This is a genomic window from Pseudomonas sp. OV226, from assembly GCF_003148705.1.
Taxonomy (GTDB): domain Bacteria; phylum Pseudomonadota; class Gammaproteobacteria; order Pseudomonadales; family Pseudomonadaceae; genus Aquipseudomonas.
On the sequence record NZ_QGGS01000003.1, the window covers coordinates 229,872 to 253,804 of the forward strand.

The window sequence follows — 23,933 nt, forward strand, 5'->3', positions numbered from 1 at the left end:
GGTGGAAAAACTGGGCATTATCCGTTGCGAAGGCGGGCTTGCCAACCTTAGCAGGCAGGATGTGGATATGTGGTGACAAATGTCTTCGTTTGTAGGAGCAAGGCTTGCCTGCGATGGCGCCCTTGAGATCGCTATCGCGGGCAAGCCTTGCTCCTACACATTCAACGACGATCTTCAGGTCAATACAAATCGACAGGATCGACATCCAGCGACCAGCGCACCGCCCGTCCGCTCGGCATCTGCTCCAGCACCAGCAACCAACTGGCCAGCAACCGATGCAGCGGCGCCCGCGCCGTGGCCTGCAATAATAGCTGTGCACGATAACGTCCGGCGCGGCGTTCCATCGGCGCAGGCACCGGCCCCAGCAGTTCGATTCCGCCAAGATTCTGTTCGTCCACCAAACGTTCGGCCTCGCTGCATGCTTCATCCAGGAAACTTTCGGCCTGCCCCGGCTTGTGCGCTTCGGCCCGCAGCAGCGCCAGGTGTGCGAAGGGCGGCAGGCCCGCCGAGCGACGTTCGCTCAAGGCCTGTTCGGCGAATGCGAAATAGCCCTGCTCCGTCAACTGCACCAGCAGCGGGTGGTCTGCCAGGTGCGTCTGGATGATGACTTTGCCCGGCTCTTCCGCCCGCCCGGCCCGCCCGGCCACTTGAACAATCAACTGCGCCATGCGTTCGCTGGCGCGGAAGTCACCGGAGTACAACCCGCCGTCGGCGTCGAGAATCGACACCAGCGTCACCCGTGGAAAGTGATGCCCTTTGGCAAGCATTTGCGTGCCGACCAAAATGCACGGCTGGCCCTTTTGGATGGTGGCAAATAGCTGATTCATCGCGTCTTTGCGCGACGTGCTGTCGCGGTCGACCCTCAGCACCGGGTAGTCCGGGAACAGAATCGCCAGGCGTTCCTCGGCGCGCTCGGTGCCAGCACCCACGGGGCGCAAATCGACTTTGCTGCATTTCGGGCAGCGCCGGGGCACGCGTTCGACGTAGCCGCAATGGTGGCAGCGCAACTCACCGGAGCGCTGGTGCACGGTCATCCGCGCATCGCAGCGCTGGCATTCAGACATCCAGCCGCAGTCGTGACACAACAAAGTCGGCGCAAAGCCACGACGGTTGAGGAACACCAATACTTGCTGGCCGGCTGCCAGTGTCTGACCGATGGCTTGCTGCATCGGCCCGGAAATGCCGCTATCCAGCGGGCGACTTTTTACATCCAGGCGCAGGAAACGCGGCTGCTTGGCACCACCCGCCCGCTCGTTCAGGCGTAGGAGGCCGTAACGGCCGGTGTAGGCGTTGTGCAGGCTTTCCAGTGAAGGTGTGGCGGATCCAAGGACAATAGGGATGTTTTCCTGCCGGGCGCGGACCAACGCCAGGTCACGGGCGTGATAACGCAAGCCTTCCTGCTGTTTATAGGAGCCGTCGTGCTCTTCGTCGATGATGATCAGGCCGGGGTTTTTCATCGGCGTGAACAGCGCCGAGCGCGTGCCGATAATAATGTCGGCGTCACCGTCCCGAGCGGCGAGCCAGGCTTCGAGCCGCTCGCGATCATTGACCGCCGAGTGAATCAACGCGATGCGTGCATTGAAGCGCTGCTCGAAGCGCGCCAGGGTCTGCGGGCCGAGGTTGATCTCCGGGATCAGCACCAGCGCTTGTTTACCGGCTTCGAGGGTTTCGCGGATCAGCTGCAAATAGACTTCGGTCTTGCCGCTGCCCGTGACACCGGCGAGCAGAAAGGCGTGATAACTGTCGAAGCCGGCGCGAATGGCTTCATAGGCTGCGCGCTGTTCCGGGTTGAGCGGCAATTCCGGTTGCGCCAGCCAGTGTTCGTGGCGTGCGCCGGGGGCGTGCTTGCGAATCTCCACTTGCACCAGATCCTTGGCCAGCAGCAAGTCCAGACTGTCTTTGCTCAACATCAGTTTGCTCAACAACTGATGGGCGACGCCGTGGGGATGCTGGGCCAGTGTCGCCAAGGCTTCGCGTTGGCGCGGGGCGCGGGCGATGCGAGGGTCATCGAGGCTGGCGCCGGTCGCCGCGGACCAGAAGCGTTCCTGGCGCGCCTCGGCCAATTCACCCTGACGCAACAATACCGGCAACGCCCAGCTCAAGGTGTCGCCGAGGCTGTGCTGGTAATACTGGGACGTCCATAAACACAGTTTGAACAGCGCCGCCGGTAGCGGTGGCGTGGCGTCCAGCAAGGCCAGGGCCGGTTTGAGTTTTTCCACCGGCACTTCGCTGGTGTCGGTAACTTCCACCAGTATCCCGATCATTTCCCGACGACCGAACGGCACCCGCAAGCGCATGCCCGGTTGCAGCTGGGCGCGCAGGACCCCGGCCGGGGCGCGGTAATCGAACAGACGGCGCAGGGGCGAAGGCAGGGCGAGGCGCAAAATGGCATCGGGCACGCGGGGGGATCTCGATCAACTAACAAAAAAGGGCTTGGTACATACATCTGTAGGGGTCGCGTAATGGGTCGGGAGCCTAGCAGACGGTCGGTAGAAGCGACAGCTTGCGCGATTGCAAAGGTCTGGTAGAATCCGCGGCCTAATTACGTGCGGTATTCAACAATAGTGTTGAGTGGCGGCACGCTAGCCTGAGGAATCATCATGAAAGCCGATATCCATCCAACATACGAAATCACCGCAGTTACCTGCAGCTGTGGCAACAAGTTCGAAACTCGTTCGAACCTGGCCAAGCCTCTGGCGATCGACGTATGCAACGAGTGCCACCCGTTCTACACCGGTAAGCAGAAGACTCTGGATACTGGCGGTCGTGTACAGCGCTTCGCAGACCGTTTCGGCGCTTTCGGCAAGAAAGCTCCAGCTGCTGCAGAGTAAGGTTGAAGGGCCCGATGGGCTTTTCCTTGCTGTTGAAAAAGGCGTCCCTCGCGGGCGCCTTTTTTGTGTCCGCGATTTGGCTGTCAGGCGCCCAGGCGTTCTGCCCGGCGCCGATCGAGCTGGAGTCGGTCACCGTACAGCGGGTCGTGGATGGCGACACCTTGCGCCTGAGCGATGGCCGCAGTGTGCGCATGATTGGTTTGAATACGCCTGAGCTGGGCAAACAGGGCCGCTCCGACGAGCCGTTTGCCGTGGTTGCGCGCAAACGCCTTGAAGCGCTGGTGGCTGCCAGCGATGGACGCGTCGGTTTGCTGCCGGGTAAAGAAAGCAAGGACCATTACGGTCGCACGCTGGCCCATGTCTATGGCGCCGACGGTGCCAATCTCGAAGCACAGATGCTCGCCGAAGGCCTCGGTTTTCAAGTGGCGGTGGCACCCAATGTTGATTTGGTCAGCTGTCAGCAAGCTGCTGAACGCAGTGCACGTCAGGCCGGGCTTGGTATATGGCGGCAATCCCCTGTACTGAAAGCGGAGCAGATCGAGGCTTCCGGGTTCGCCGTGCTCAGCGGTCGTGTGAGCAAGGTTCAGCGCAATCGCGGCGGGGTTTGGATCGAGTTGCAGGATTCGGTTGTATTGCGCGTTGCACCCAATATGCTCAACAGGTTCGATGTCGCGGCGCTGGAAACGCTTCAAGGCGCGCAAATTGAGGCGCGTGGCTGGGTCCAGGACCGCTCGCGTCGCGGTGGATTGAAACCCCGGCAAGCACGCTGGCTTCTGCCGCTGACGGATCCTTCGATGCTGCAAGTGACGCCACAATAAAAATTGTAGACATTTTTTCTAGCGATTGTGAACAGTCTACCCCTTGTGTTCCGTGGCTCTTGGCCCAAAGTCTTAGGGCAGGGCGCTTGACAGGGGTGACCGGTCAGTCTTGTGGGGATTTTGCGAGGCGCGTATCCTCGCTGACCAGTCTGTCCAACAGTAAAAGCGGAATGCCAAAATGTCTGATCTGAAAACTGCCGCTCTCGAATATCATGCCCATCCTCGTCCAGGTAAGCTGAGTGTCGAGCTCACCAAGGCCACCGCTACCGCCCGCGACCTGTCGCTGGCCTACAGCCCCGGCGTAGCCGAACCAGTACGCGAAATCGCCCGCGATCCTGAACTGGCCTACAAATACACCGGTAAGGGCAACCTGGTTGCAGTCATTTCCGATGGCACCGCCATTCTTGGCCTGGGTAACCTCGGCCCATTGGCTTCCAAGCCAGTAATGGAAGGTAAAGGCGTGCTGTTCAAGCGCTTCGCCGGCATCGACGTTTTCGACATCGAAGTCGATTCCGAAAGCCCGCAAGCCTTCATCGACACCGTCAAGCGTATCTCCATCACCTTCGGTGGCATCAACCTGGAAGACATCAAGGCACCAGAGTGCTTTGAGATCGAGCGCGCTCTGATCGAGCAGTGCGACATTCCGGTGTTCCACGATGACCAGCACGGCACTGCGATCGTTACCGCAGCCGGCATGATCAACGCCCTGGAAATCGCTGGCAAAACCCTCGCTGACGCCAAGATCGTCTGCCTGGGCGCCGGTGCTGCCGCCATCTCCTGCATGAAATTGCTGGTGAGCATGGGTGCCAACATCGAAAACATCTTCATGGTTGACCGTACCGGCGTGATCCACTCCGGCCGTGACGACCTGAACCAGTACAAGGCTGTCTTCGCTCACGCGACTGACAAGCGCACCCTGGCTGACGCGCTGACCGGTGCTGACGTGTTCGTAGGCCTGTCCGGCCCGAACCTGTTGAGCGCTGAAGGCCTGAAGTCCATGGCGGCCAACCCGATCGTGTTCGCGTGCTCCAACCCGGATCCGGAAATCTCCCCGGAACTGGCCCATGCCACCCGTGACGACGTGATCATGGCGACCGGCCGTTCGGACTACCCGAACCAGGTCAACAACGTACTGGGCTTCCCGTTCATCTTCCGTGGTGCCCTGGACGTTCGCGCCAAGCGCATCAACGAAGAAATGAAAGTGGCTGCCGCCAACGCCCTGCGCGAACTGGCCAAACTGCCAGTGCCTCAGGAAGTGTGCGACGCCTACGGCGGCATCAAGCTGGAATTCGGTCGTGAGTACATCATTCCGAAACCAATGGATGCCCGTCTGATCACCCTGATCTCCGATGCCGTGGCCAAGGCTGCGATCGAGACCGGCGTAGCGACCCTGCCGTATCCGAAGAACTACCCGCTCAAAAGCGTGGATGACGTGTTCAACGGCTAAGCCGTTGTAGCGCTTCAACCGAAAGCCCTGGCTCGTGAGAGTCGGGGCTTTTTTTTGCCTGTAGGTGATCGTGGTGATCGTTCCCACGCTCCGCGTGGGAATGCCTCTACGGACGTTCTGCGTTCGGCTCTGGATGGGACGCGGAGCGTCCTGGGCGGCATTCCCACGCAGAGCATGGGAACGATCAGTGCAACAAAAAGCCCCGCGCTTCTCACGAAGGCGGGGCTTTCTGTTGGCGCTGCGATCAGAACAAATCGATCGGCGCCGCTTCGTCCGCTGGCAGTGGGCTGCCCGGCGCATTGCCGTTACCCAGTTCATTCATCGACGGAGGTGTGTCCTCGGCCTTGAACAGTTCGAAGTAAGCGCCTGGCGTGCCTGGCGTCGCCGCACGACCGCTGATCGGGTCAACCCGCAGGCTCAGGATGCCTTCGGGCTCTGGCTGCGTATGCGGCGGCTTGTCTTTGAGGGCGGCGGCCATGTAGTTCATCCAGATCGGCAGCGCGACAGTGCCCCCGAATTCCTTGCGGCCCAGGCTTTCAGGCTGGTCGAAACCGGTCCAGACCGTGGTCACGTAGTCCGCGTTATAGCCGGAGAACCACGCGTCCTTGGATTCGTTGGTCGTGCCGGTCTTGCCCGCAATATCGCTACGGCCCAGGGCCAGCGCGCGACGGCCGGTCCCGAGTTTGATCACGTCCTCCAGCATGCTGTTGAGGATGAAAGTCGTGCGGCCATCGACGATGCGTTCGGCTACGGCTGGCGCTTGCGGCGCAGTGCCTGGCGCGGCTGGAACCTCACCCGGGGTGGCGTTGACCGTGAAGGTTTGCGCGGCAGGTGCGGCAATACCGTCGGTGGCCGTATCGCCTTTTGGAACGCTCGCCGGGTTGGCGACGAACAGCGTGTCACCGTTGCGGCTTTCGATCTTGTCGATGATGTACGGGGTGATCTTGTAGCCGCCGTTGGCGAACGTGCTCCAGCCGGTGGCGATCTCCATTGGCGTCAGGGTCGCGGTGCCCAGTGCCAGCGACAAGTTGGGCGGCAGGTCCTGCTTGTTGAAGCCAAAGCGGGTGATGTAGTCGATGGTCTTGCCAACGCCCATCGCTTGCAACAGGCGGATCGACACCAGGTTGCGCGACTTGTAGAGCGCCTCGCGCAGTCGGATCGGGCCGAGGAAGGTGTTGGTGTCGTTCTTCGGACGCCAGACCTTGTCCAGGTATTCGTCGACAAACACGATCGGTGCGTCGTTCACCAGGCTGGACGCGGTGTAGCCGCTATCCAGCGCGGCACTGTAGACGAAGGGCTTGAAGCTCGACCCCGGCTGACGCTTGGCCTGCAAGGCGCGGTTGTAGTTGCTCTGTTCGAAGGCGAAACCGCCGACCAGCGAGCGAATGGCGCCATTCTGCGGGTCCAGTGAAACCAGCGCGCCTTGTGCTTGCGGGATTTGGCTGAATTTCAGCGAGTTGTCCGGTTGACGCTGCACGCGAATCAAGTCACCTACCTGAGCCACGTCCGAAGGCTGTTTCGGGTTGGCGCCCATGCTGTTGGTGTTCAGGAATGGGCGCGCCCATTTCATGCTGTCCCAACTGATGTGCCCGTCACCGGTGCGGGTCATCACCTGCAGGCCGTTTTTATCGACCTGAGTGACGATGGCGGGCTCAAGGCCGCTGATGGTGCGTTGTTTGGTCAGCTCGGCGGCCCAGGCTTCGCGCGTCTTGCCCGGCAGGCGTGACTCAGGGCCGCGATAACCGTGGCGCTGGTCATACGTCATCAAGCCTTCGTGGACCGCTGTGTTAGCCATTTCCTGCAGGTTGCTCGGCACGGTCGTGGTAACGCGGAAACCTTCGGTGTAAGCATCGGCGCCATAGCGACCGACCATTTCGGCCCGGGCCATTTCGGCGATGTACGGCGCGTTCACTTCCGGCGTTGGCACGTGATAGCTGGCATTCAGCGGCTCGTTGATCGCCGTGGTGTAGTCCGCTTCGGTGATTTTCCCGAGTTTGTACATACGCCCCAGGATCCAGTCGCGGCGCTCTTTGCTGCGGGCCGGATTGGCCAGCGGATTGAAGCGCGACGGTGCTTTCGGCAGGCCGGCGATCATTGCCATCTGGGCAAGGCTGACATCGCGAATCGATTTTCCGTAATAAACCTGCGCCGCCGCCTCGATACCGTAGGCGCGGTTGCCCAGGTAGATCTTGTTGACGTACAGCTCAAGGATTTCGTCCTTGGTCAGCTGCCGTTCGATTTGCAAGGCCAGGAGAATTTCGGTGGTTTTGCGCGAGAAGCTGCGTTCGCTGGTCAGGAAGAAGTTCTTCGCCACCTGCATGGTGATGGTGCTGCCGCCGGACTGAATGTGCCCGCTTTTGACCAATTGGGTGGCGGCACGCATCAGGCTGCTGGGGTCGACGCCGTAGTGGTTGGCGAAGTTGTCGTCTTCAGCACTTAGTAACGCATTAATGAAATTGGGGGGAATGTCGGCGAAACGGATCGGTGTGCGGCGCATTTCGCCAAATTCTGCGATCAACTTGTTGTCGCTGCTGTAGACCCGCAATGGAATCTGCAACTGGATGCTTCTGAGAGCCTCCACGGACGGTAATCCGGGACTAAGGTAAAGATACGCGCCACTCAGACCCAGAAGCAGTCCGCAGAAAACGGCGACGATGGACCAACCGAAAAATTTCAGCAGACGAATCAAGGCTTTTGGACATCCAGGGCAAAGAATGAATTAGGCATCAGGGTTCAGAAACAGGGAACGACCCGCGCTTGAAGTAAAAACCGGAAAAAAACGCTGGGCATTATAAGCATTTTTCGGCGAGGAGCGTCATTGGCGCTTCTGTCAAGACGGGGTGAATGAACGCAATGGATATTACAGAGTCCGTAAGACACGGATAGTCATAGGGAATTGGTAGTGCTAGGACTCTTCAATAAAAAATCCAACTCGTTGTTGGGGATCGACATCAGCTCGACATCGGTAAAGCTTCTGGAACTCAGCCGCCAGGGCGATCGCTATCGGGTCGAGGCCTACGCGGTAGAGCCGTTGCCTGCCAATGCCGTGGTCGAGAAAAATATCGCCGAACTCGAAGGCGTCGGGTTGGCGCTCTCGCGAGTGCTGCTCAAGGCCCGGACCAGCCTCAAGAGCGTGGCGGTGGCCGTGGCCGGTTCGGCGGTGATCACTAAGACCATCGAGATGGACGGCGGACTTTCCGACGACGAGTTGGAAAACCAGCTGAAGATCGAGGCCGATCAGTACATCCCCTATCCGCTGGATGAAGTCGCCATCGACTTCGAAGTCCAGGGCGTCTCTGCGCGTAACCCCGAGCGCGTCAGTGTATTGCTGGCGGCCTGCCGCAAGGAAAACGTCGAGGTCCGTGAAGCGGCGCTGGCCCTGGCCGGCCTGACTGCGCGCGTAGTCGATGTCGAGGCCTACGCACTGGAGCGTTCTTTCAGTTTGCTGTCGACGCAACTGCCCGCCCCTCGGGAGCACCTGACGGTCGCGGTGGTGGACATCGGCGCGACCATGACCACCCTCAGCGTGTTGTACGACGGGAAGATCATCTATACCCGCGAGCAATTGTTCGGCGGTCGGCAACTGACTGAGGAAATTCAGCGACGTTATGGTCTGACGGTCGAGCAGGCAGGGCTGGCGAAGAAGCAGGGCGGTTTGCCGGACGACTACGTCAGCGAAGTCTTGCAACCGTTTCGCGAGGCGCTGGTGCAACAGGTTTCACGCTCGTTGCAGTTCTTTTTTGCCTCCGGTCAGTACAACGCGGTCGACCACATTCTACTGGCCGGTGGCACGGCGTCGGTGCCGGGGCTTGACCGGTTGATCGAGCAGCGCCTGGGCACTTCCACTCAGGTGGCCAACCCGTTTTTGAACATGACCTTGAGCAGCAAAGTTAACGCCGGTGCCCTGCTCAGTGATGCGCCAGCCCTGATGATTGCGTGCGGGCTCGCCCTCAGGAGTTTCGACTGATGGCGCGGATCAATCTTTTACCCTGGCGCGAAGAACAGCGAGAAGAGCGTCGCAAACGCTTTTTGCTGGCGTTGGTCGGTGTGCTGGTTTGCTCCGTAGGGGGGGTACTGGTCGCGGACCAGGTCATTAGCGGCGCCATCGATCGGCAAGCTGCCCGTAATGGGTATATCGCCAAACAGATTGCAGTAGTCGACGAGCGGATCGCCCAGATCAGTGACCTCAAAGCCCGCCGTCAGCAACTGGTCGAACGCATGCGAATCATTCAGGACCTGCAGGGCAACCGACCGATCAGTGGCCGGATCTTCGATCAATTGGCTCGCGCGCTGCCGGACGGCGTGTATTTCACCGAAGTGAAAATGGTCGGCAAAACCTTGTCCATCACCGGCGCTGCCGAGTCAAACAATCGCGTGTCGGATCTGATGCGCAATCTGGATGCGTCCGACTGGTTCGATGCCCCAAGCCTCACCGAGGTCAAAGCGACAACCGCCGGTCAGCTGGATCAGGCCAACGTTTTTCAACTGACCGTTCGTCAGACGCAGCCCGCAGCCGTGGAGGGCGATCAATGAGTCCGTCCCAATGGTTTGCAGGCCTGCGCAATGTTGATCTCAACGATCTGGACACCAGCAACATGGGGTCCTGGCCTCCGGCGATCAAGGTGTTGGTGGGTGTTCTGTTGATGCTGCTGGTGTTGGCACTCGGGTACACCTTTTACCTCAGTGACCTGCAAGACCAGCTCCATCTCAAGCGCGAGGAAGAACTGACCCTCAAGGAGCAGTTCGCCACCAAAGCCCGCATGGCCGCGAATCTGGAACTGTACACCCAGCAAATGAAGGAAATGGAGACCTCCTTCGGGGTGCTGCTGCGGCAATTGCCCAGCGATACCGAGGTCCCGGGTCTGCTGGAGGACATCACCCGCACCGGGCTCGGCAGTGGTCTGGAGTTTGAAGAGATCAAACTGTTGCCGGAAGTCACCCAGCCGTTCTACATCGAGCTGCCGATCCAGATCACGGTGACCGGTGCCTATCACGACCTGGCGACCTTCGTCAGTGGCGTGGCCGGGCTGCCCCGGATCGTTACGCTGCATGATTTCGACCTTGCTCCGGCCAATCCCGAAGGCGGTGCGAAGTTGCGCATGAGCATCCTGGCCAAGACCTATCGCTATAACGACAACGGGGCACAGAAATGAGCCCGGTTCGTTGTTTGTCGATGGTTGTTTTGTTTGCCAGCCTGACCGCATGTGACAACAGCAACGATGTCGGCGACCTGGATGCCTACCTGAACGAAGTGCGTCTGCGGGCTCCGGGCAAGATTGAACCAACGCCGACGTTTCGGTCTTATCCAACGTTCACCTACAGCGCTGCCAACCTGCGCAGTCCGTTTTCCCGGCAGGTCAGAGTGGACCTGGCTGGCCAGAAGCGCGGCTCGCGGAACGTCACGCCCGACCTCAATCGGGTCAAGCAGTACCTCGAAGGCTTCAACATCGAGCAGTTTGAAATGGTCGGCACGATTTCCAATGCCACCGGCTCCTTTGCGCTGTTGCGCGGGGCGGGCGGGGTGCATCGGCTGAAAGTCGGCGATTACCTGGGGCGTAACGATGGACGGATCGTCGCCATCAGCGGCTCCCAAGTCGATGTGATCGAAATCGTTCCCGATGGCGAGGGTGCCTGGCTGGAACGACCTCGGACCCTCCCTTTGAAAGAGCACTCATAGTGGAACTCGAATAATGAACAGGATTTTCTCAACCCTCGGTATTTCGCTATGGATAGCGTTGTTGCCGCCGATGGTGCTTGCGACCAACCTCAAAGCGCTGGATGTCGCCGCGCTACCGGGTGATCGCGTCGAGTTGAAGTTGTCTTTCGACGGGCCGCCACCAGCGCCCCACGGGTATACGACCGAACAACCGGCGCGGATTGCCCTGGACCTGCCCGGCGTGGTCAGTCAGCTGGCGAGCAAGAGTCGTGACCTGGGCGGCGGCAATGCCCGCAGTGCAACGGTGGTGGAGGCCCAGGACCGGACGCGGCTCATCATTAACCTGACGCAGTTGATGCCGTATAGCGCGAAGGTCGAAGGCAACAATCTGTTGGTGGTGGTCGGGCAGGGGGCCAATAGCAAGGCATTGAAACCGGCGGCGAGCGCCCCTCGCGTTGCGATGACAACGCCAGCACCGGCAAAAACCTACGCCCCGGCGAGCAAGGCTATTCGCGGCGTCGACTTCCAGCGCGGCACTCAGGGCGAAGGAAATGTGGTTATCGATCTGTCCGATCCGTCCATCGCACCAGACATCCGGGAACTCGACGGCAAAATTATCCTGGGTTTTGCCAGGACCCAATTGCCCGAGCAATTGCGCGTGCGGTTGGACGTCAAGGATTTCGGCACCCCGGTGCAGTTCGTCAACGCCAGCGCCACCGGCGACCGGGCCACAATCAGCATCGAGCCCGGCGGTACCTTCGACTACTCAACTTATCAGACGGACAACAAGCTGACTGTCAGCATCCGGGCGATGAGCGTCGAGGATCTGCAAAAACGCAACGCCGAGCGCATGGCCTATATCGGTGAAAAACTTTCGCTGAACTTCCAGGACATCGATGTGCGCTCGGTGCTGCAACTGATCGCCGACTTCACCAACCTCAATCTCGTGGCCAGCGATACCGTGCAGGGCGGTATCACCTTGCGGTTGCAGAATGTGCCGTGGGACCAGGCGCTGGATCTGGTGCTGAAAACCAAGGGGCTGGACAAACGCAAGATCGGCAATGTCCTGTTGGTGGCGCCTGCCGATGAAATCGCCGCCCGAGAGCGTCAGGAACTGGAATCGCAGAAGCAGATCGCCGAACTGGCGCCGTTGCGTCGGGAGCTATTGCAGGTCAATTACGCCAAGGCTGCTGATATCGCCAAGCTGTTTCAATCGGTGACCAGCGCCGACGCGAAAGCCGACGAGCGGGGCTCGATCACGGTGGATGAGCGGACCAACAACATCATTGCCTACCAGCCTCAGGATCGCCTCGATGAACTTCGGCGCATTGTTACGCAGCTGGATATCCCGGTGCGCCAGGTCATGATCGAAGCGCGAATCGTCGAAGCCAACGTCGATTACGACAAAAGCCTCGGCGCGCGCTGGGGTGGTTCGGTGCGCAATCAGGGTAACTGGAACACGTCCGGGGTCTCCAATGGTTCGTCGACTACCCCCAGCACCAACTCACCGTTTGTCGACCTGGGCGCGGCTGGCAATACGTCGGGCATCGGCATCGCATTCATCACCGACAATGTGTTGCTGGATCTGGAGCTGACGGCGATGGAGAAAACCGGCAACGGCGAAATTGTCTCGCAGCCCAAGGTTGTTACCTCCGACAAGGAAACCGCCAAAATCCTCAAGGGCACGGAGATTCCCTATCAGGAGGCCAGTTCCAGTGGCGCGACCTCGGTGTCATTCAAGGAGGCCTCGCTGTCTCTGGAAGTGACACCGCAGATCACGCCGGACAACCGGATCATCATGGAGGTCAAGGTCACCAAGGACGAACCGGACTACCTGAACAAAGTGCAGGATGTACCGCCGATCAAGAAAAACGAGGTCAATGCCAAGGTCCTGGTCAACGACGGCGAGACCATCGTTATTGGCGGCGTTTTCTCAAATACTCAAAGCAAGGTAGTAGATAAGGTGCCATTTCTTGGTGATGTGCCGTATCTTGGCCGCCTTTTCCGGCGTGACGTGGTTTCGGAGAAAAAATCCGAGCTGCTGGTATTTCTCACTCCGCGTATCATGAACAATCAGGCGATTGCTGTGAGTCATTGATTCTGTGCGAAATTTGATTCTTGTTGGACCGATGGGCGCTGGTAAAAGCACCATCGGCCGGTTGCTGGCCAAAGAGCTGCGCCTGCCGTTCAAAGATTCCGATAAGGAAATTGAATTGCGCACGGGCGCCAATATCCCGTGGATTTTCGATAAAGAAGGCGAGCCGGGCTTTCGTGACCGCGAGCAGGCGATGATTGCCGAGCTGTGCGGCTGCGACGGCGTGGTGTTGGCGACCGGTGGCGGCGCGGTGATGCGCGAAGCCAATCGTCGGGCGTTGCATGCCGGTGGTCGGGTGGTCTACTTGCATGCTTCTGTCGAGCAGCAAGTGGGTCGTACGGCCCGTGATCGCAATCGACCCTTGTTGCGTACCGCCGATCCAGCCAAGACCCTGCGGGATCTCTTGGCGATCCGCGATCCGCTTTATCGGGAAATCGCCGACCTGGTGATTGAAACCGATGAGCGGCCGCCGCGAATGGTGGTGCTCGACATTCTCGAGCGCTTGCAGCAGCTGCCGCCCCGTTAAAGCAGAGCGCGAAATGCGCTATCCTCGGCGTCCTGTCATGATCGCCCAAGGTTGTGGCGGAGGCTACCGAACGGCGTCGCACCAGCAGACGCCGTGGACATTCGATAACTCAAGGCAGGACGCCTGATTCCATCTTCACTGTGGGGACACATGCAGACACTCAAGGTCGATCTAGGCGAGCGCAGCTACCCGATTCACATTGGCGAAGGTTTGTTGGATCAACCCGAGCTGCTGGTCCCGCATATTCGTGGTCGGCAAGTAGCGATCATCTCCAACGAGACCGTAGCACCGCTCTACCTCGAGCGTCTGACCCGCAGTCTGGCGCAGTTCTCGGTGATTTCCGTGGTGCTGCCCGATGGCGAAGCCTTCAAGACCTGGGAAACCCTGCAACTGATTTTCGACGGTCTGCTGACCGCACGGCACGACCGCCGCACCACGGTGATCGCGCTCGGTGGCGGTGTGATTGGTGACATGGCCGGCTTTGCTGCCGCCTGCTACCAGCGCGGCGTCGATTTCATCCAGGTGCCGACCACGCTGCTGTCGCAAGTCGACTCTTCGGTCGGTGGCAAGACCGGTATCAACCATCCGCTGGGCAAGAACATGGTCGGCGCGTTCTATCAGCCGAACGTGGTGCTGATCGATACCGCGACCCTCAATACCCTGCCGGCCCGCGAACTGTCCGCCGGGCTTGCCGAAGTCATCAAGTACGGGCTGATCTGCGACGAGCCGTTCCTGACCTGGCTCGAAGAAAACGTTGATCGCCTGCGCGCCCTGGATCAAGTCGCCCTGACCTACGCCATCGAGCGCTCTTGCGCGGCCAAGGCGGCGGTGGTCGGTGCCGACGAGAAAGAGACCGGCGTGCGTGCCACATTGAACCTCGGTCATACGTTCGGTCACGCCATCGAAACCCATATGGGCTATGGTGTCTGGCTTCACGGTGAAGCGGTCGCTGCTGGCACCGTAATGGCGTTGGAAATGTCGGCGCGTCTGGGCTGGATCAGCGAGCAAGAGCGTGATCGTGGCATCCGCCTGTTCCAGCGTGCCGGACTGCCGGTCATTCCGCCTGAGGAAATGACCGAAGCCGATTTCCTTGAACACATGGCAATTGACAAGAAAGTGATCGACGGTCGTTTGCGCCTGGTGCTGCTGCGCCACATGGGCGAAGCGGTGGTGACCGACGATTATCCGAAAGAGATTTTACAGGCCACGCTGGGAGCGGATTACCGCGCCCTGGCTCAGCTTAAAGGTTAATAAGATCCCGATGACTAGTTTGCATGCCGACGAGGCTTTCCTCGGCCATTACCAGTTAAGTCATGACCCTTTTGCTCCACGGGTGCCTGGCTTCAAATTTTTCCCGGCCCAGCGCAAACCGGTGCTGGGGCAACTGCATCACCTGGCGCGTTACAGCCAGTTGCTGCTGGTGGTCACCGGTCCGCAAGGCAGTGGCAAGACCCTGTTGCGCCAGGCCCTGGTAGCCAGCACCAATAAGCAGTCGGTGCAGAGTGTTGTGGTTTCCGCTCGCGGTGCTGGCGATTCGGCGGGCATCTTGCGCCAGGTGGCTCAAGCGCTGAACGTCGAGCAAGCCGAGATCGGTGCAATCCTGGCGCAGGTGGTCCAACTGGCGTTGACCGGCCAGGAAGTCTATTTGCTGGTGGATGACGCCGAGCATCTCGACGAGTCCGCGCTGGAGGCCCTGATGGCCCTGGCCGCTGGCGCACCGGAAGGTCGTCCGCACGTTTTCCTGTTTGGCGAGTCGTCGCTGATCGCTCAACTTGAGGCGCTGAGCCTTGAGGAAGAGCGTTTTCACGTCATCGAATTGCAGCCTTACACCGAAGAAGAAACCCGCGAATACCTGGAGCAACGCCTCGAAGGCGCCGGCCGGGGTATCGAACTTTTCACCGCGGATCAGATCTCTGATATTCACGAAAGCTCCGACGGTTGGCCTGGCAACATCAACCAGGTCGCCCGCGATGCAATGATCGAAGCCATGATTGCCAGCCGCTCAGCGGTGAAGCGTCCAAGTATGGGGTTCAACATGCCGAAGAAACACGTGTTGGCGATTTCCGCCGTTGTCGTGGTCGCGGTAGCCGCCGCCTGGTTGATGCCGGGCCGCAGCAAAGCACCGACCACCGGCGCACCTGCCAACGAACAGGCACAACTGCCACTGGGTCAGGGGTCGCCACAACCTGGCGGCGGTGCGCCATCCGTCGAATTCGCCGGTAACTCGCAGCCGATGCCATTGCCGCTGGTCGGCAACTCGCAACCGGTCATGCGCGGTCCGTTGGCCGAAGCGGCCGGGGGCATCACTGAGGGCGACGACGGCGTGCCGGTCGAGGGTTCCAGCGCTACACCGCCAACCGTGACCACCGTCGCCCCGCCAGCGGGCATTCAGCCAGGGCCCGCACCGACGCCAGCCGCCAAACCGGTGCCTGCGCCGACCCAGGTAGCAACGGCCAAGCCTGCGCCAGTGCCTGTTGCCAAGCCTGCCGCGGCATCGGCGCCAGCCAAGCCCGCTGTAGCCGCCAAGCCTGCCGAGAAACCAGCCCCCGCTGCCAAGGCTGCTGGCGGCACGTGGTATGCCGGGCAACCGACGAGCAACTACGTGGTACAGATCCTCGGCACCAGCTCCGAAACGACTGCGCAAAACTTCGTGAAAGAACAGGGTGGCGAGTACCGTTATTTCAAGAAAGTCCTCAACGGCAAGCCGTTGTATGTCATCACCTACGGTAACTTCGCCAACCGCGATGCAGCCGTTACCGCTATCAAGGCCTTGCCAGCGAAGGTTCAGGCTGGTAAACCTTGGCCTCGCACTGTCGCCAGCGTCCAACAGGAACTGGCAACAACTCGCTGAAGATTCGGCGGCCTTACCCAGGCCGCCTCTCCAAGCACCTCAAAATTTCTACAAGTGCGCGCCGTCTCTACAGACTGCGTGCCTTGTGGTGTCTGCGTCACAGTAGTCTTTGAGTCGTTGCAGTCAAAATTAAAAAAGTTTTGACTAGCACAGCAGATCGCTTTAAACCTTTCACAAATGCGACATAGATTTGCGACATTTCGTCGTCAAATTTGTGAGCGTTAGTGTCGGTGTGTACAATGACCTCCCTTTTGCCCCCGCAAAGCTGGCATACGTTCGGCGCGGACGGTAACTGATTGAATTGAAAAGAAATTTGCCTCGGTAAGAGGCAGCCTGGTGAGAAAGTGTCTATGAAAGCAGGTCTGTACCAACCAGATGAATTCAAGGATAACTGCGGTTTCGGCCTGATAGCCCATATGCAGGGCGAGCCCAGTCATACCCTTTTGCAAACGGCCATCGAGGCCCTGACCTGCATGACCCACCGCGGTGGGATCAACGCCGACGGCAAGACCGGTGACGGTTGCGGTCTGCTGATTCAAAAGCCGGACGTGTTCCTGCGAGCGATCGCCCAGGAAACCTTCGGCGTCGAACTGCCCAAGCAATATGCGGTGGGCATGGTCTTCTTCAACCGGGACCCGGTCAAAGCCCAAGCCGCTCGCGAGAACATGAACCGCGAGATCCTGGCCGCTGGCCTGCAGCTCGTCGGCTGGCGCAAAGTGCCGATCGACACCAGCGTCCTCGGCCGCCTGGCCCTCGAGCGCCTGCCGCAGATCGAGCAGGTGTTCATCGGCGGTGAAGGCCTGAGCGATCAGGACATGGCCGTAAAGCTGTTCACGTCCCGTCGTCGCTCGTCCGTGGCCAACGCCGCCGACGTTGATCACTACGTTTGCAGCTTTTCGCACAAGACCATCATTTACAAAGGCCTGATGATGCCGGCGGATTTGACCGCCTTCTATCCAGACCTCAGTGACGAGCGCCTGCAAACCTCGATTTGCGTGTTCCACCAGCGCTTCTCCACCAACACCCTGCCGAAATGGCCGCTGGCTCAACCGTTCCGCTTCCTGGCGCACAACGGCGAGATCAACACCATCACCGGCAACCGCAACTGGGCCGTGGCCCGTCGCACCAAGTTCACCAACGACTTGATGGACCTGGAAGAACTCGGCCCACTGGTCAACCGCGTCGGTTCCGACTCCTCGAGCATGGACAACATGCTGGAGCTGATGGTCACCGGTGGCATCGACCTGTTCCGTGGCGTGCGGATGATCATTCCGCCAGCGTGGCAGAACGTCGAAACCATGGACCCGGACCTGCGTGCGTTCTACGAGTACAACTCGATGCACATGGAGCCGTGGGACGGCCCGGCCGGCGTGGTAATGACCGACGGTCGCTACGCGGTGTGCCTGCTCGACCGTAACGGTCTGCGTCCGGCGCGTTGGGTCACCACCAAGAACGGTTTCATCACCCTGGCCTCGGAAATCGGTGTCTGGAACTACCAGCCTGAAGACGTGATTGCCAAGGGCCGCGTTGGCCCGGGTCAGATCTTTGCCGTGGACACCGAAACCGGTCAGATCCTCGACACCGACGCGATCGACAACCGCTTGAAGTCCCGTCATCCATACAAGCAATGGCTGCGCAAGAATGCCCTGCGCATCCAGGCGACCATGGAAGACAACGACCACGGATCGGCGTTCTATGATGTCGACCAGCTCAAGCAGTACATGAAGATGTATCAGGTCACGTTCGAAGAGCGTGATCAGGTGCTGCGTCCGCTCGGCGAGCAAGGCTACGAAGCCGTGGGCTCGATGGGCGACGATACGCCGATGGCCGTGCTGTCCCAGCGCGTGCGCACGCCGTACGACTATTTCCGCCAGCAGTTCGCGCAGGTCACCAACCCGCCGATCGACCCGCTGCGTGAAGCCATCGTCATGTCGCTGGAGATCTGCCTTGGTGCCGAGCGCAACATCTTCCAGGAGTCGCCGGAACACGCTTCGCGCGTAATCCTCAGCTCGCCGGTCATTTCTCCGGCCAAGTGGCGCTCGCTGATGAACCTCGATCGTCCGGGCTTCGAGCGCGCGATCATTGACCTGAACTACGACGAAAGCGTCGGCCTCGAAGCGGCCATCCGCAACGTCGCCGATCAGGCTGAAGAAGCCGTGCGCTCCGGTCGTACCCAGGTCGTGCTGAGTGATCGTCACATTGCCCCGGGCAAGTTGCCGATCCACGCTTCGCTCGCCACCGGCGCGGTGCACCACCGCTTGACCGAAAAAGGCCTGCGTTGCGACTCCAACATCCTCGTGGAAACCGCGACCGCTCGCGACCCGCATCACTTCGCCGTGTTGATCGGTTTCGGCGCCTCCGCCGTCTATCCGTTCCTGGCCTACGAAGTGCTGGGCGACCTGATCCGTACCGGTGAAGTACTGGGCGACCTCTATGAGGTGTTCAAGAACTACCGTAAAGGCATCACTAAAGGTCTGCTGAAGATCCTGTCGAAGATGGGCATCTCGACCATCACCTCGTACCGCGGTGCGCAGTTGTTCGAGGCCATCGGCCTGTCTGAAGAAGTCTGCGAGCTGAGCTTCCGTGGCGTTCCGAGCCGCATCAAAGGTGCGCGTTTCGTCGACATCGAAGCCGAGCAGAAAGCCCTGGCCACTGAAGCCTGGAGCCCGCGCAAGCCAATCCAGCAAGGCGGCCTGCTGAAGTTCGTCCACGGTGGCGAATATCACGCGTACAACCCAGACGTGGTCAACACCCTGCAAGCCGCTGTGCAGCAAGGCGACTACAGCAAGTTCAAGGAATACACGTCGCTGGTGGACAACCGCCCGGTGTCGATGATCCGTGACATGTTCAAGGTCAAAACCCTGGACACACCGCTGGACATGAGCGAGATCGAACCGCTGGAATCGGTGCTCAAGCGCTTTGACTCCGCGGGCATTTCCCTCGGCGCCTTGTCGCCGGAAGCTCACGAAGCCCTGGCCGAAGCCATGAACCGCCTCGGTGCGCGTTCCAACTCCGGCGAAGGCGGCGAAGACCCGGCGCGCTACGGCACCATCAAGAGCTCGAAAATCAAGCAAGTGGCGACTGGCCGTTTCGGTGTGACCCCGGAATACCTGGTCAACGCTGAAGTGCTGCAGATCAAAGTCGCCCAGGGCGCCAAGCCCGGCGAAGGTGGTCAGTTGCCAGGTGGCAAGGTCAACGGTCTGATCGCCAAGCTGCGTTACGCGGTGCCGGGTGTGACCCTGATCTCGCCGCCACCGCACCACGACATCTATTCGATCGAAGACTTGTCGCAGCTGATTTTCGACCTGAAACAAGTCAACCCGAAGGCGCTGGTCTCGGTGAAGCTGGTGGCAGAAGCGGGCGTCGGCACCATCGCCGCCGGTGTGGCCAAGGCCTACGCGGACTTGATCACCATCTCGGGCTACGACGGCGGCACCGGTGCATCGCCGCTGACGTCGATCAAATACGCGGGCGCTCCGTGGGAACTCGGCCTGGCCGAAACCCACCAGACCCTGCGTGGCAACGACCTGCGTGGCAAAGTCCGGGTGCAGACCGACGGCGGCCTGAAAACCGGCCTCGACGTGATCAAGGCAGCGATCCTCGGCGCTGAAAGCTTCGGTTTCGGCACCGCGCCAATGATCGCGCTGGGTTGCAAATACCTGCGTATTTGCCACCTGAACAACTGCGCCACCGGCGTCGCGACTCAAAACGAGAAGCTGCGTAAAGATCACTACATCGGCACCGTCGACATGGTGGTGAATTTCTTCACCTACGTCGCCGAAGAAACCCGTGAGTGGCTGGCCAAGCTGGGCGTGCGCTCCCTCGAAGAGCTGATCGGTCGTACCGATCTGCTGGAAATCCTCGAAGGCCAGACCGCCAAGCAAAACCATCTGGACCTGACCCCGTTGCTTGGCAGCGATCACATCCCGGCAGACAAGCCACAATTCTGCCAGGTTGACCGCAACCCGCCGTTCGACAAGGGCTTGCTGGCCGAGAAAATGGTCGACCTGGCCACCTCGGCCATCAACGACATGAGCGGCGCCGATTTCGCCCTGGATATCTGCAACTGCGACCGTTCGATCGGCGCGCGGATCTCCGGTGAAATCGCTCGCAAACACGGCAACCAGGGCATGGCGAATGCGCCGATCACCTTCCGCTTCAAAGGGACGGCCGGTCAGAGCTTCGGTGTGTGGAACGCTGGCGGCCTGAACATGTACCTGGAAGGCGACGCCAACGACTACGTCGGCAAAGGCATGACCGGCGGCAAACTGGTCATCGTTCCGCCCAAGGGCAGCGTCTACAAGACTCAGGACAGTGCGATCATCGGTAACACCTGCCTGTACGGCGCCACAGGCGGCAAGCTGTTCGCCGCCGGCACCGCGGGCGAGCGTTTTGCCGTGCGTAACTCCGGTGCCCACACGGTTGTGGAAGGCACTGGCGATCACTGCTGCGAGTACATGACCGGTGGTTTCGTCTGCGTATTGGGCAAGACCGGTTACAACTTCGGCTCTGGCATGACCGGCGGTTTCGCCTACGTGCTCGACCAAGACAACACCTTTGTTGACCGGGTCAACCACGAACTGGTGGAAATCCAGCGGATCAGCGGCGAAGCGATGGAAGCCTATCGCAGCCACCTGCAACGCGTGCTGAACGAGTACGTCGAGGAAACCGACAGCGAGTGGGGTCGTAACCTCGCTGAAAACCTCGATGACTACCTGCGTCGTTTCTGGTTGGTCAAGCCTAAGGCTGCCAACCTGAAATCGTTGCTTTCCAGCACTCGTGCCAACCCGCAGTGATATGCGCCTGAAGAGTTTGATGAGGTTTTAACAATGGCTGAACGTCTGAATAACGACTTCCAGTTCATCGATGTCGGGCGCAAAGATCCGAAGAAGAAACTGTTGCGTCAACGCAAGAAAGAGTTCGTGGAGATCTACGAACCGTTCAAACCCCAGCAGTCGGCCGACCAGGCCCACCGCTGCCTGGGTTGCGGTAACCCGTATTGCGAATGGAAGTGCCCGGTGCACAACTTCATTCCCAACTGGCTGAAACTGGTGGCCGAGGGCAACATCCTCCAGGCCGCCGAGCTGTCGCACCAGACCAACACCCTGCCGGAAGTCTGCGGCCGGGTGTGCCCGCAAGATCGTCTGTGCGAGGGTGCCTGCACCCTCAACGACGGCTTCGGCGCGGTGACCATCGGTTCGGTCGAGAAGTACATCACCGACACCGCATTCGCCATGGGCTGGCGCCCGGACATGTCCAAGGTCAAACCGACCGGCAAACGTGTTGCCGTCATCGGCGCAGGCCCGGCGGGCCTGGGTTGTGCCGACGTGCTGGTGCGCGGTGGCGTGACCCCGGTGGTGTTCGACAAGAACCCGGAAATCGGCGGCTTGCTGACCTTCGGCATCCCCGAGTTCAAGCTGGAAAAGACCGTGCTGAGCAATCGCCGCGAAGTCTTCACCGGCATGGGCATCGAGTTCCGCCTGAACACCGAAGTGGGCAAGGACGTGACCATCGAGCAACTGCTCGAAGAATACGATGCCGTGTTCATGGGCATGGGCACCTACACCTACATGAAGGGCGGTTTTGCCGGTGAGGACCTGCCGGGCGTGTATGACGCGCTGGACTTCCTGATCGCCAACGTCAACCGCAACCTGGGCTTTGAAAAGTCGCCGGAAGATTTCGTCGACATGAAAGGCAAGAAGGTCGTGGTACTGGGCGGCGGCGACACGGCGATGGACTGCAACCGTACCTCTATCCGTCAGGGCGCCAAGTCGGTGACCTGTGCGTACCGTCGGGACGAAGCGAACATGCCGGGCTCGCGCAAAGAGGTGAAGAACGCCAAGGAAGAAGGCGTGAAATTCCTCTACAACCGCCAGCCGATTGCCATCGTTGGTGAAGACCGCGTAGAAGGTGTGAAAGTGGTCGAGACCCGTCTCGGCGAACCGGACGCCCGTGGCCGTCGCAGCCCTGAGCCGATCCCGGGCTCCGAAGAGATCATCCCGGCCGACGCCGTGGTCATCGCGTTCGGTTTCCGTCCAAGCCCGGCGCCGTGGTTCGAACAGTTCGACATCCAGACCGATAGCCAGGGCCGCGTTGTGGCGCCGGAGCAAGGTAAGTACAAGCACCAGACCAGCAACCCGAAAATCTTCGCCGGTGGCGACATGGTTCGTGGTTCTGACCTGGTGGTGACGGCGATCTTCGAAGGCCGCAATGCGGCTGAAGGGATCCTGGATTACCTGGGCGTCTAACACCGATCGCGGGCAACCTCACTCCTGTAGGAGCTGAGCTTGCTCGCGATAGCATCACCGCAGAAATCAGGTTAACCGAGGCGCCTGCATCGCGAGCAAGCTCAGCTCCTACAGGGATTGAGGTTGTTTCGCGACGTGGTTCCCCCCGCGACAAATTGACCCGATAGACAAAAGGTGCGGCACTTGCCGTGCCTTTTGCGTCCGGCTCTGAGAAAATGCCCGCACTTTTTTTCCGGATGCCGACATGACTGCCCTGAAGAACGACCGTTTCCTTCGCGCCCTGCTCAAGCAACCCGTAGACGTCACCCCTGTGTGGATGATGCGTCAGGCCGGTCGCTACCTGCCTGAATACCGCGCCAGCCGTGCCAAGGCCGGCGACTTCATGAGCCTGTGCATGAACCCGGAGTTCGCTTGCGAAGTCACGCTGCAGCCGCTTGACCGCTATCCACAACTGGACGCGGCGATCCTGTTCTCCGACATCCTGACCATCCCCGATGCTATGGGCCAAGGCCTGTACTTCGAAACCGGTGAAGGTCCACGCTTCAAGAAAGTCGTCAGCACCATGGCCGACATCGAAGCCTTGCCGATTCCTGATCCGCACAAAGACCTCGGCTACGTGATGGACGCGGTCAGCACCATCCGCCGCGAACTCAATGGCCGCGTGCCGCTGATCGGCTTTGCCGGCAGCCCATGGACCCTGGCCACCTATATGGTCGAAGGCGGCTCGTCGAAAGACTACCGCAAGACCAAAACCATGCTCTACGACAACCCGCAAGCCTTGCACCTGCTGCTGGACAAGCTCGCGCAGACGGTCACCAGCTACCTCAACGGCCAGATCATGGCCGGCGCGCAAGCGGTGCAGATCTTCGACAGCTGGGGCGGCAGCCTCTCGGCGGCGGCGTACCAGGAATTCTCCCTGGCCTACATGAAAAAAATCGTCAGCGGCCTGATCCGCGAGCACGAAGGCCGCAAGGTTCCGGTCATCCTGTTCACCAAGAACGGTGGCCTGTGGCTGGAAAGCATCGCCGACGCTGGCGCGGATGCATTGGGCCTGGACTGGACCTGCGACATCGGCAGCGCCCGTGATCGCGTCGGCAGCAAAGTCGCGTTGCAAGGCAACATGGACCCGACCGTGCTCTACGCCAAACCAGAAGCCATCCGCACCGAAGTCGGCCGCATCCTCGCCAGCTACGGCAAAGGCAGTGGCCACGTGTTCAACCTCGGCCATGGCATCACCCCGGAAGTTGATCCGGAGCATGCTGGCGCCTTCCTGCGCGCGGTGCATGAGTTGTCGGCGCAATATCACGAGTGATCGTCGCCCAATAGAAAACGCCCGGCTTATGCCGGGCGTTTTTGTTTTTAATGTAGGAGTGAGCCTGCTCGCGATAGCGGTGAATCAGTCGCCGAATGTATTGGCTGATACTCCGCTATCGCGAGCAGGCTCACTCCTACACTGGTTTT

The 23,933-nt window shown here is 60.2% G+C and carries 16 protein-coding genes; 14 read left to right on the top strand and 2 right to left on the bottom strand.

Annotation, left to right across the window (positions count from 1 at the left end; genetic code table 11):
• Window positions 1-179: 179 nt before the first annotated feature.
• A complete protein-coding gene (locus C7534_RS07125) occupies window positions 180-2,399 on the bottom strand; it encodes a primosomal protein N' (RefSeq protein ID WP_109785370.1) in 2,220 nt (739 codons plus the stop codon).
• 201 nt (window positions 2,400-2,600) lie between these two features.
• Between C7534_RS07125 and rpmE the strand changes: the two genes are divergently transcribed.
• The 3 genes from rpmE (at window position 2,601) to C7534_RS07140 (ending at window position 5,096) form a co-directional block, all read left to right on the top strand.
• Window positions 2,601-2,831, top strand: a complete 231-nt coding sequence (gene rpmE, locus C7534_RS07130; protein WP_007899231.1) for a 50S ribosomal protein L31 — start codon at window positions 2,601-2,603, stop codon at window positions 2,829-2,831.
• Between the two features lie 14 nt (window positions 2,832-2,845).
• On the top strand, window positions 2,846-3,649 hold the full coding sequence (locus C7534_RS07135; RefSeq protein ID WP_109785371.1) for a thermonuclease family protein: 804 nt from the start codon (window positions 2,846-2,848) through the stop codon (window positions 3,647-3,649).
• A 178-nt stretch (window positions 3,650-3,827) separates the two neighbouring features.
• The gene (locus C7534_RS07140; RefSeq protein WP_046031175.1) at window positions 3,828-5,096 is read left to right on the top strand and encodes a malic enzyme-like NAD(P)-binding protein; all 1,269 of its coding nucleotides are present in this window, start codon (window positions 3,828-3,830) and stop codon (window positions 5,094-5,096) included.
• A gap of 244 nt (window positions 5,097-5,340) precedes the next feature.
• Here C7534_RS07140 and C7534_RS07145 read toward each other — a convergent pair whose 3' ends face one another.
• Window positions 5,341-7,782 (bottom strand): penicillin-binding protein 1A, encoded by a 2,442-nt coding sequence (locus C7534_RS07145; RefSeq protein WP_371916746.1) that lies wholly within the window; start codon window positions 7,780-7,782, stop codon window positions 5,341-5,343.
• A gap of 216 nt (window positions 7,783-7,998) precedes the next feature.
• Between C7534_RS07145 and C7534_RS07150 the strand changes: the two genes are divergently transcribed.
• The 11 genes from C7534_RS07150 to hemE all read left to right on the top strand — a co-directional run bounded on the left by C7534_RS07150 (window position 7,999) and on the right by hemE (window position 23,784).
• The gene (locus C7534_RS07150) at window positions 7,999-9,063 is read left to right on the top strand and encodes a pilus assembly protein PilM (RefSeq protein ID WP_109785372.1); all 1,065 of its coding nucleotides are present in this window, start codon (window positions 7,999-8,001) and stop codon (window positions 9,061-9,063) included.
• The gene (locus tag C7534_RS07155; RefSeq protein ID WP_046031172.1) at window positions 9,063-9,629 is read left to right on the top strand and encodes a PilN domain-containing protein; all 567 of its coding nucleotides are present in this window, start codon (window positions 9,063-9,065) and stop codon (window positions 9,627-9,629) included. Before C7534_RS07150 ends, C7534_RS07155 begins: the two co-directional genes overlap by 1 nt.
• The gene (pilO, locus tag C7534_RS07160) at window positions 9,626-10,249 is read left to right on the top strand and encodes a type 4a pilus biogenesis protein PilO (RefSeq protein WP_109785373.1); all 624 of its coding nucleotides are present in this window, start codon (window positions 9,626-9,628) and stop codon (window positions 10,247-10,249) included. Before C7534_RS07155 ends, pilO begins: the two co-directional genes overlap by 4 nt.
• Window positions 10,246-10,773 carry a pilus assembly protein PilP gene (locus C7534_RS07165; protein ID WP_046031170.1) on the top strand — a complete coding sequence of 176 codons (528 nt, stop codon included), beginning with the start codon at window positions 10,246-10,248 and terminating at the stop codon, window positions 10,771-10,773. Before pilO ends, C7534_RS07165 begins: the two co-directional genes overlap by 4 nt.
• 13 nt (window positions 10,774-10,786) lie before the next feature.
• Complete coding sequence (gene pilQ, locus C7534_RS07170) at window positions 10,787-12,850, top strand: type IV pilus secretin PilQ family protein (protein ID WP_046031169.1); 2,064 nt, start codon at window positions 10,787-10,789, stop codon at window positions 12,848-12,850.
• A 4-nt stretch (window positions 12,851-12,854) separates the two neighbouring features.
• Window positions 12,855-13,373: a shikimate kinase AroK gene (gene aroK, locus C7534_RS07175; RefSeq protein ID WP_046031168.1), complete on the top strand. Its 519-nt coding sequence runs from the start codon at window positions 12,855-12,857 to the stop codon at window positions 13,371-13,373.
• A gap of 150 nt (window positions 13,374-13,523) precedes the next feature.
• Window positions 13,524-14,624 carry a 3-dehydroquinate synthase gene (gene aroB, locus C7534_RS07180; protein WP_046031167.1) on the top strand — a complete coding sequence of 367 codons (1,101 nt, stop codon included), beginning with the start codon at window positions 13,524-13,526 and terminating at the stop codon, window positions 14,622-14,624.
• A 10-nt stretch (window positions 14,625-14,634) separates the two neighbouring features.
• A complete protein-coding gene (locus C7534_RS07185; RefSeq protein ID WP_109785374.1) occupies window positions 14,635-16,224 on the top strand; it encodes an AAA family ATPase in 1,590 nt (529 codons plus the stop codon).
• A 350-nt stretch (window positions 16,225-16,574) separates the two neighbouring features.
• Window positions 16,575-21,020 (top strand): glutamate synthase large subunit, encoded by a 4,446-nt coding sequence (gene gltB, locus C7534_RS07195; RefSeq protein ID WP_109785375.1) that lies wholly within the window; start codon window positions 16,575-16,577, stop codon window positions 21,018-21,020.
• A 33-nt stretch (window positions 21,021-21,053) separates the two neighbouring features.
• Window positions 21,054-22,472, top strand: a complete 1,419-nt coding sequence (locus C7534_RS07200; RefSeq protein ID WP_109785376.1) for an FAD-dependent oxidoreductase — start codon at window positions 21,054-21,056, stop codon at window positions 22,470-22,472.
• A gap of 244 nt (window positions 22,473-22,716) precedes the next feature.
• Window positions 22,717-23,784 (top strand): uroporphyrinogen decarboxylase, encoded by a 1,068-nt coding sequence (hemE, locus tag C7534_RS07205; protein ID WP_077432322.1) that lies wholly within the window; start codon window positions 22,717-22,719, stop codon window positions 23,782-23,784.
• The last annotated feature ends 149 nt before the right edge of the window (window positions 23,785-23,933 follow it).

What these genes read in the sequence shown, in the direction of transcription:
- C7534_RS07135 (WP_109785371.1), top strand. Translation starts at nt 2,846, where the DNA reads ATGGGCTTTTCCTTGCTGTTGAAAAAGGCGTCCCTCGCGGGCGCCTTT.
- C7534_RS07155 (WP_046031172.1), top strand. Translation starts at nt 9,063, where the DNA reads ATGGCGCGGATCAATCTTTTACCCTGGCGCGAAGAACAGCGAGAAGAG.
- C7534_RS07200 (WP_109785376.1), top strand. Translation starts at nt 21,054, where the DNA reads ATGGCTGAACGTCTGAATAACGACTTCCAGTTCATCGATGTCGGGCGC.
- gltB (WP_109785375.1), top strand. Translation starts at nt 16,575, where the DNA reads ATGAAAGCAGGTCTGTACCAACCAGATGAATTCAAGGATAACTGCGGT.
- aroB (WP_046031167.1), top strand. Translation starts at nt 13,524, where the DNA reads ATGCAGACACTCAAGGTCGATCTAGGCGAGCGCAGCTACCCGATTCAC.
- pilO (WP_109785373.1), top strand. Translation starts at nt 9,626, where the DNA reads ATGAGTCCGTCCCAATGGTTTGCAGGCCTGCGCAATGTTGATCTCAAC.
- C7534_RS07185 (WP_109785374.1), top strand. Translation starts at nt 14,635, where the DNA reads ATGACTAGTTTGCATGCCGACGAGGCTTTCCTCGGCCATTACCAGTTA.
- C7534_RS07165 (WP_046031170.1), top strand. Translation starts at nt 10,246, where the DNA reads ATGAGCCCGGTTCGTTGTTTGTCGATGGTTGTTTTGTTTGCCAGCCTG.
- hemE (WP_077432322.1), top strand. Translation starts at nt 22,717, where the DNA reads ATGACTGCCCTGAAGAACGACCGTTTCCTTCGCGCCCTGCTCAAGCAA.
- C7534_RS07140 (WP_046031175.1), top strand. Translation starts at nt 3,828, where the DNA reads ATGTCTGATCTGAAAACTGCCGCTCTCGAATATCATGCCCATCCTCGT.
- rpmE (WP_007899231.1), top strand. Translation starts at nt 2,601, where the DNA reads ATGAAAGCCGATATCCATCCAACATACGAAATCACCGCAGTTACCTGC.
- pilQ (WP_046031169.1), top strand. Translation starts at nt 10,787, where the DNA reads ATGAACAGGATTTTCTCAACCCTCGGTATTTCGCTATGGATAGCGTTG.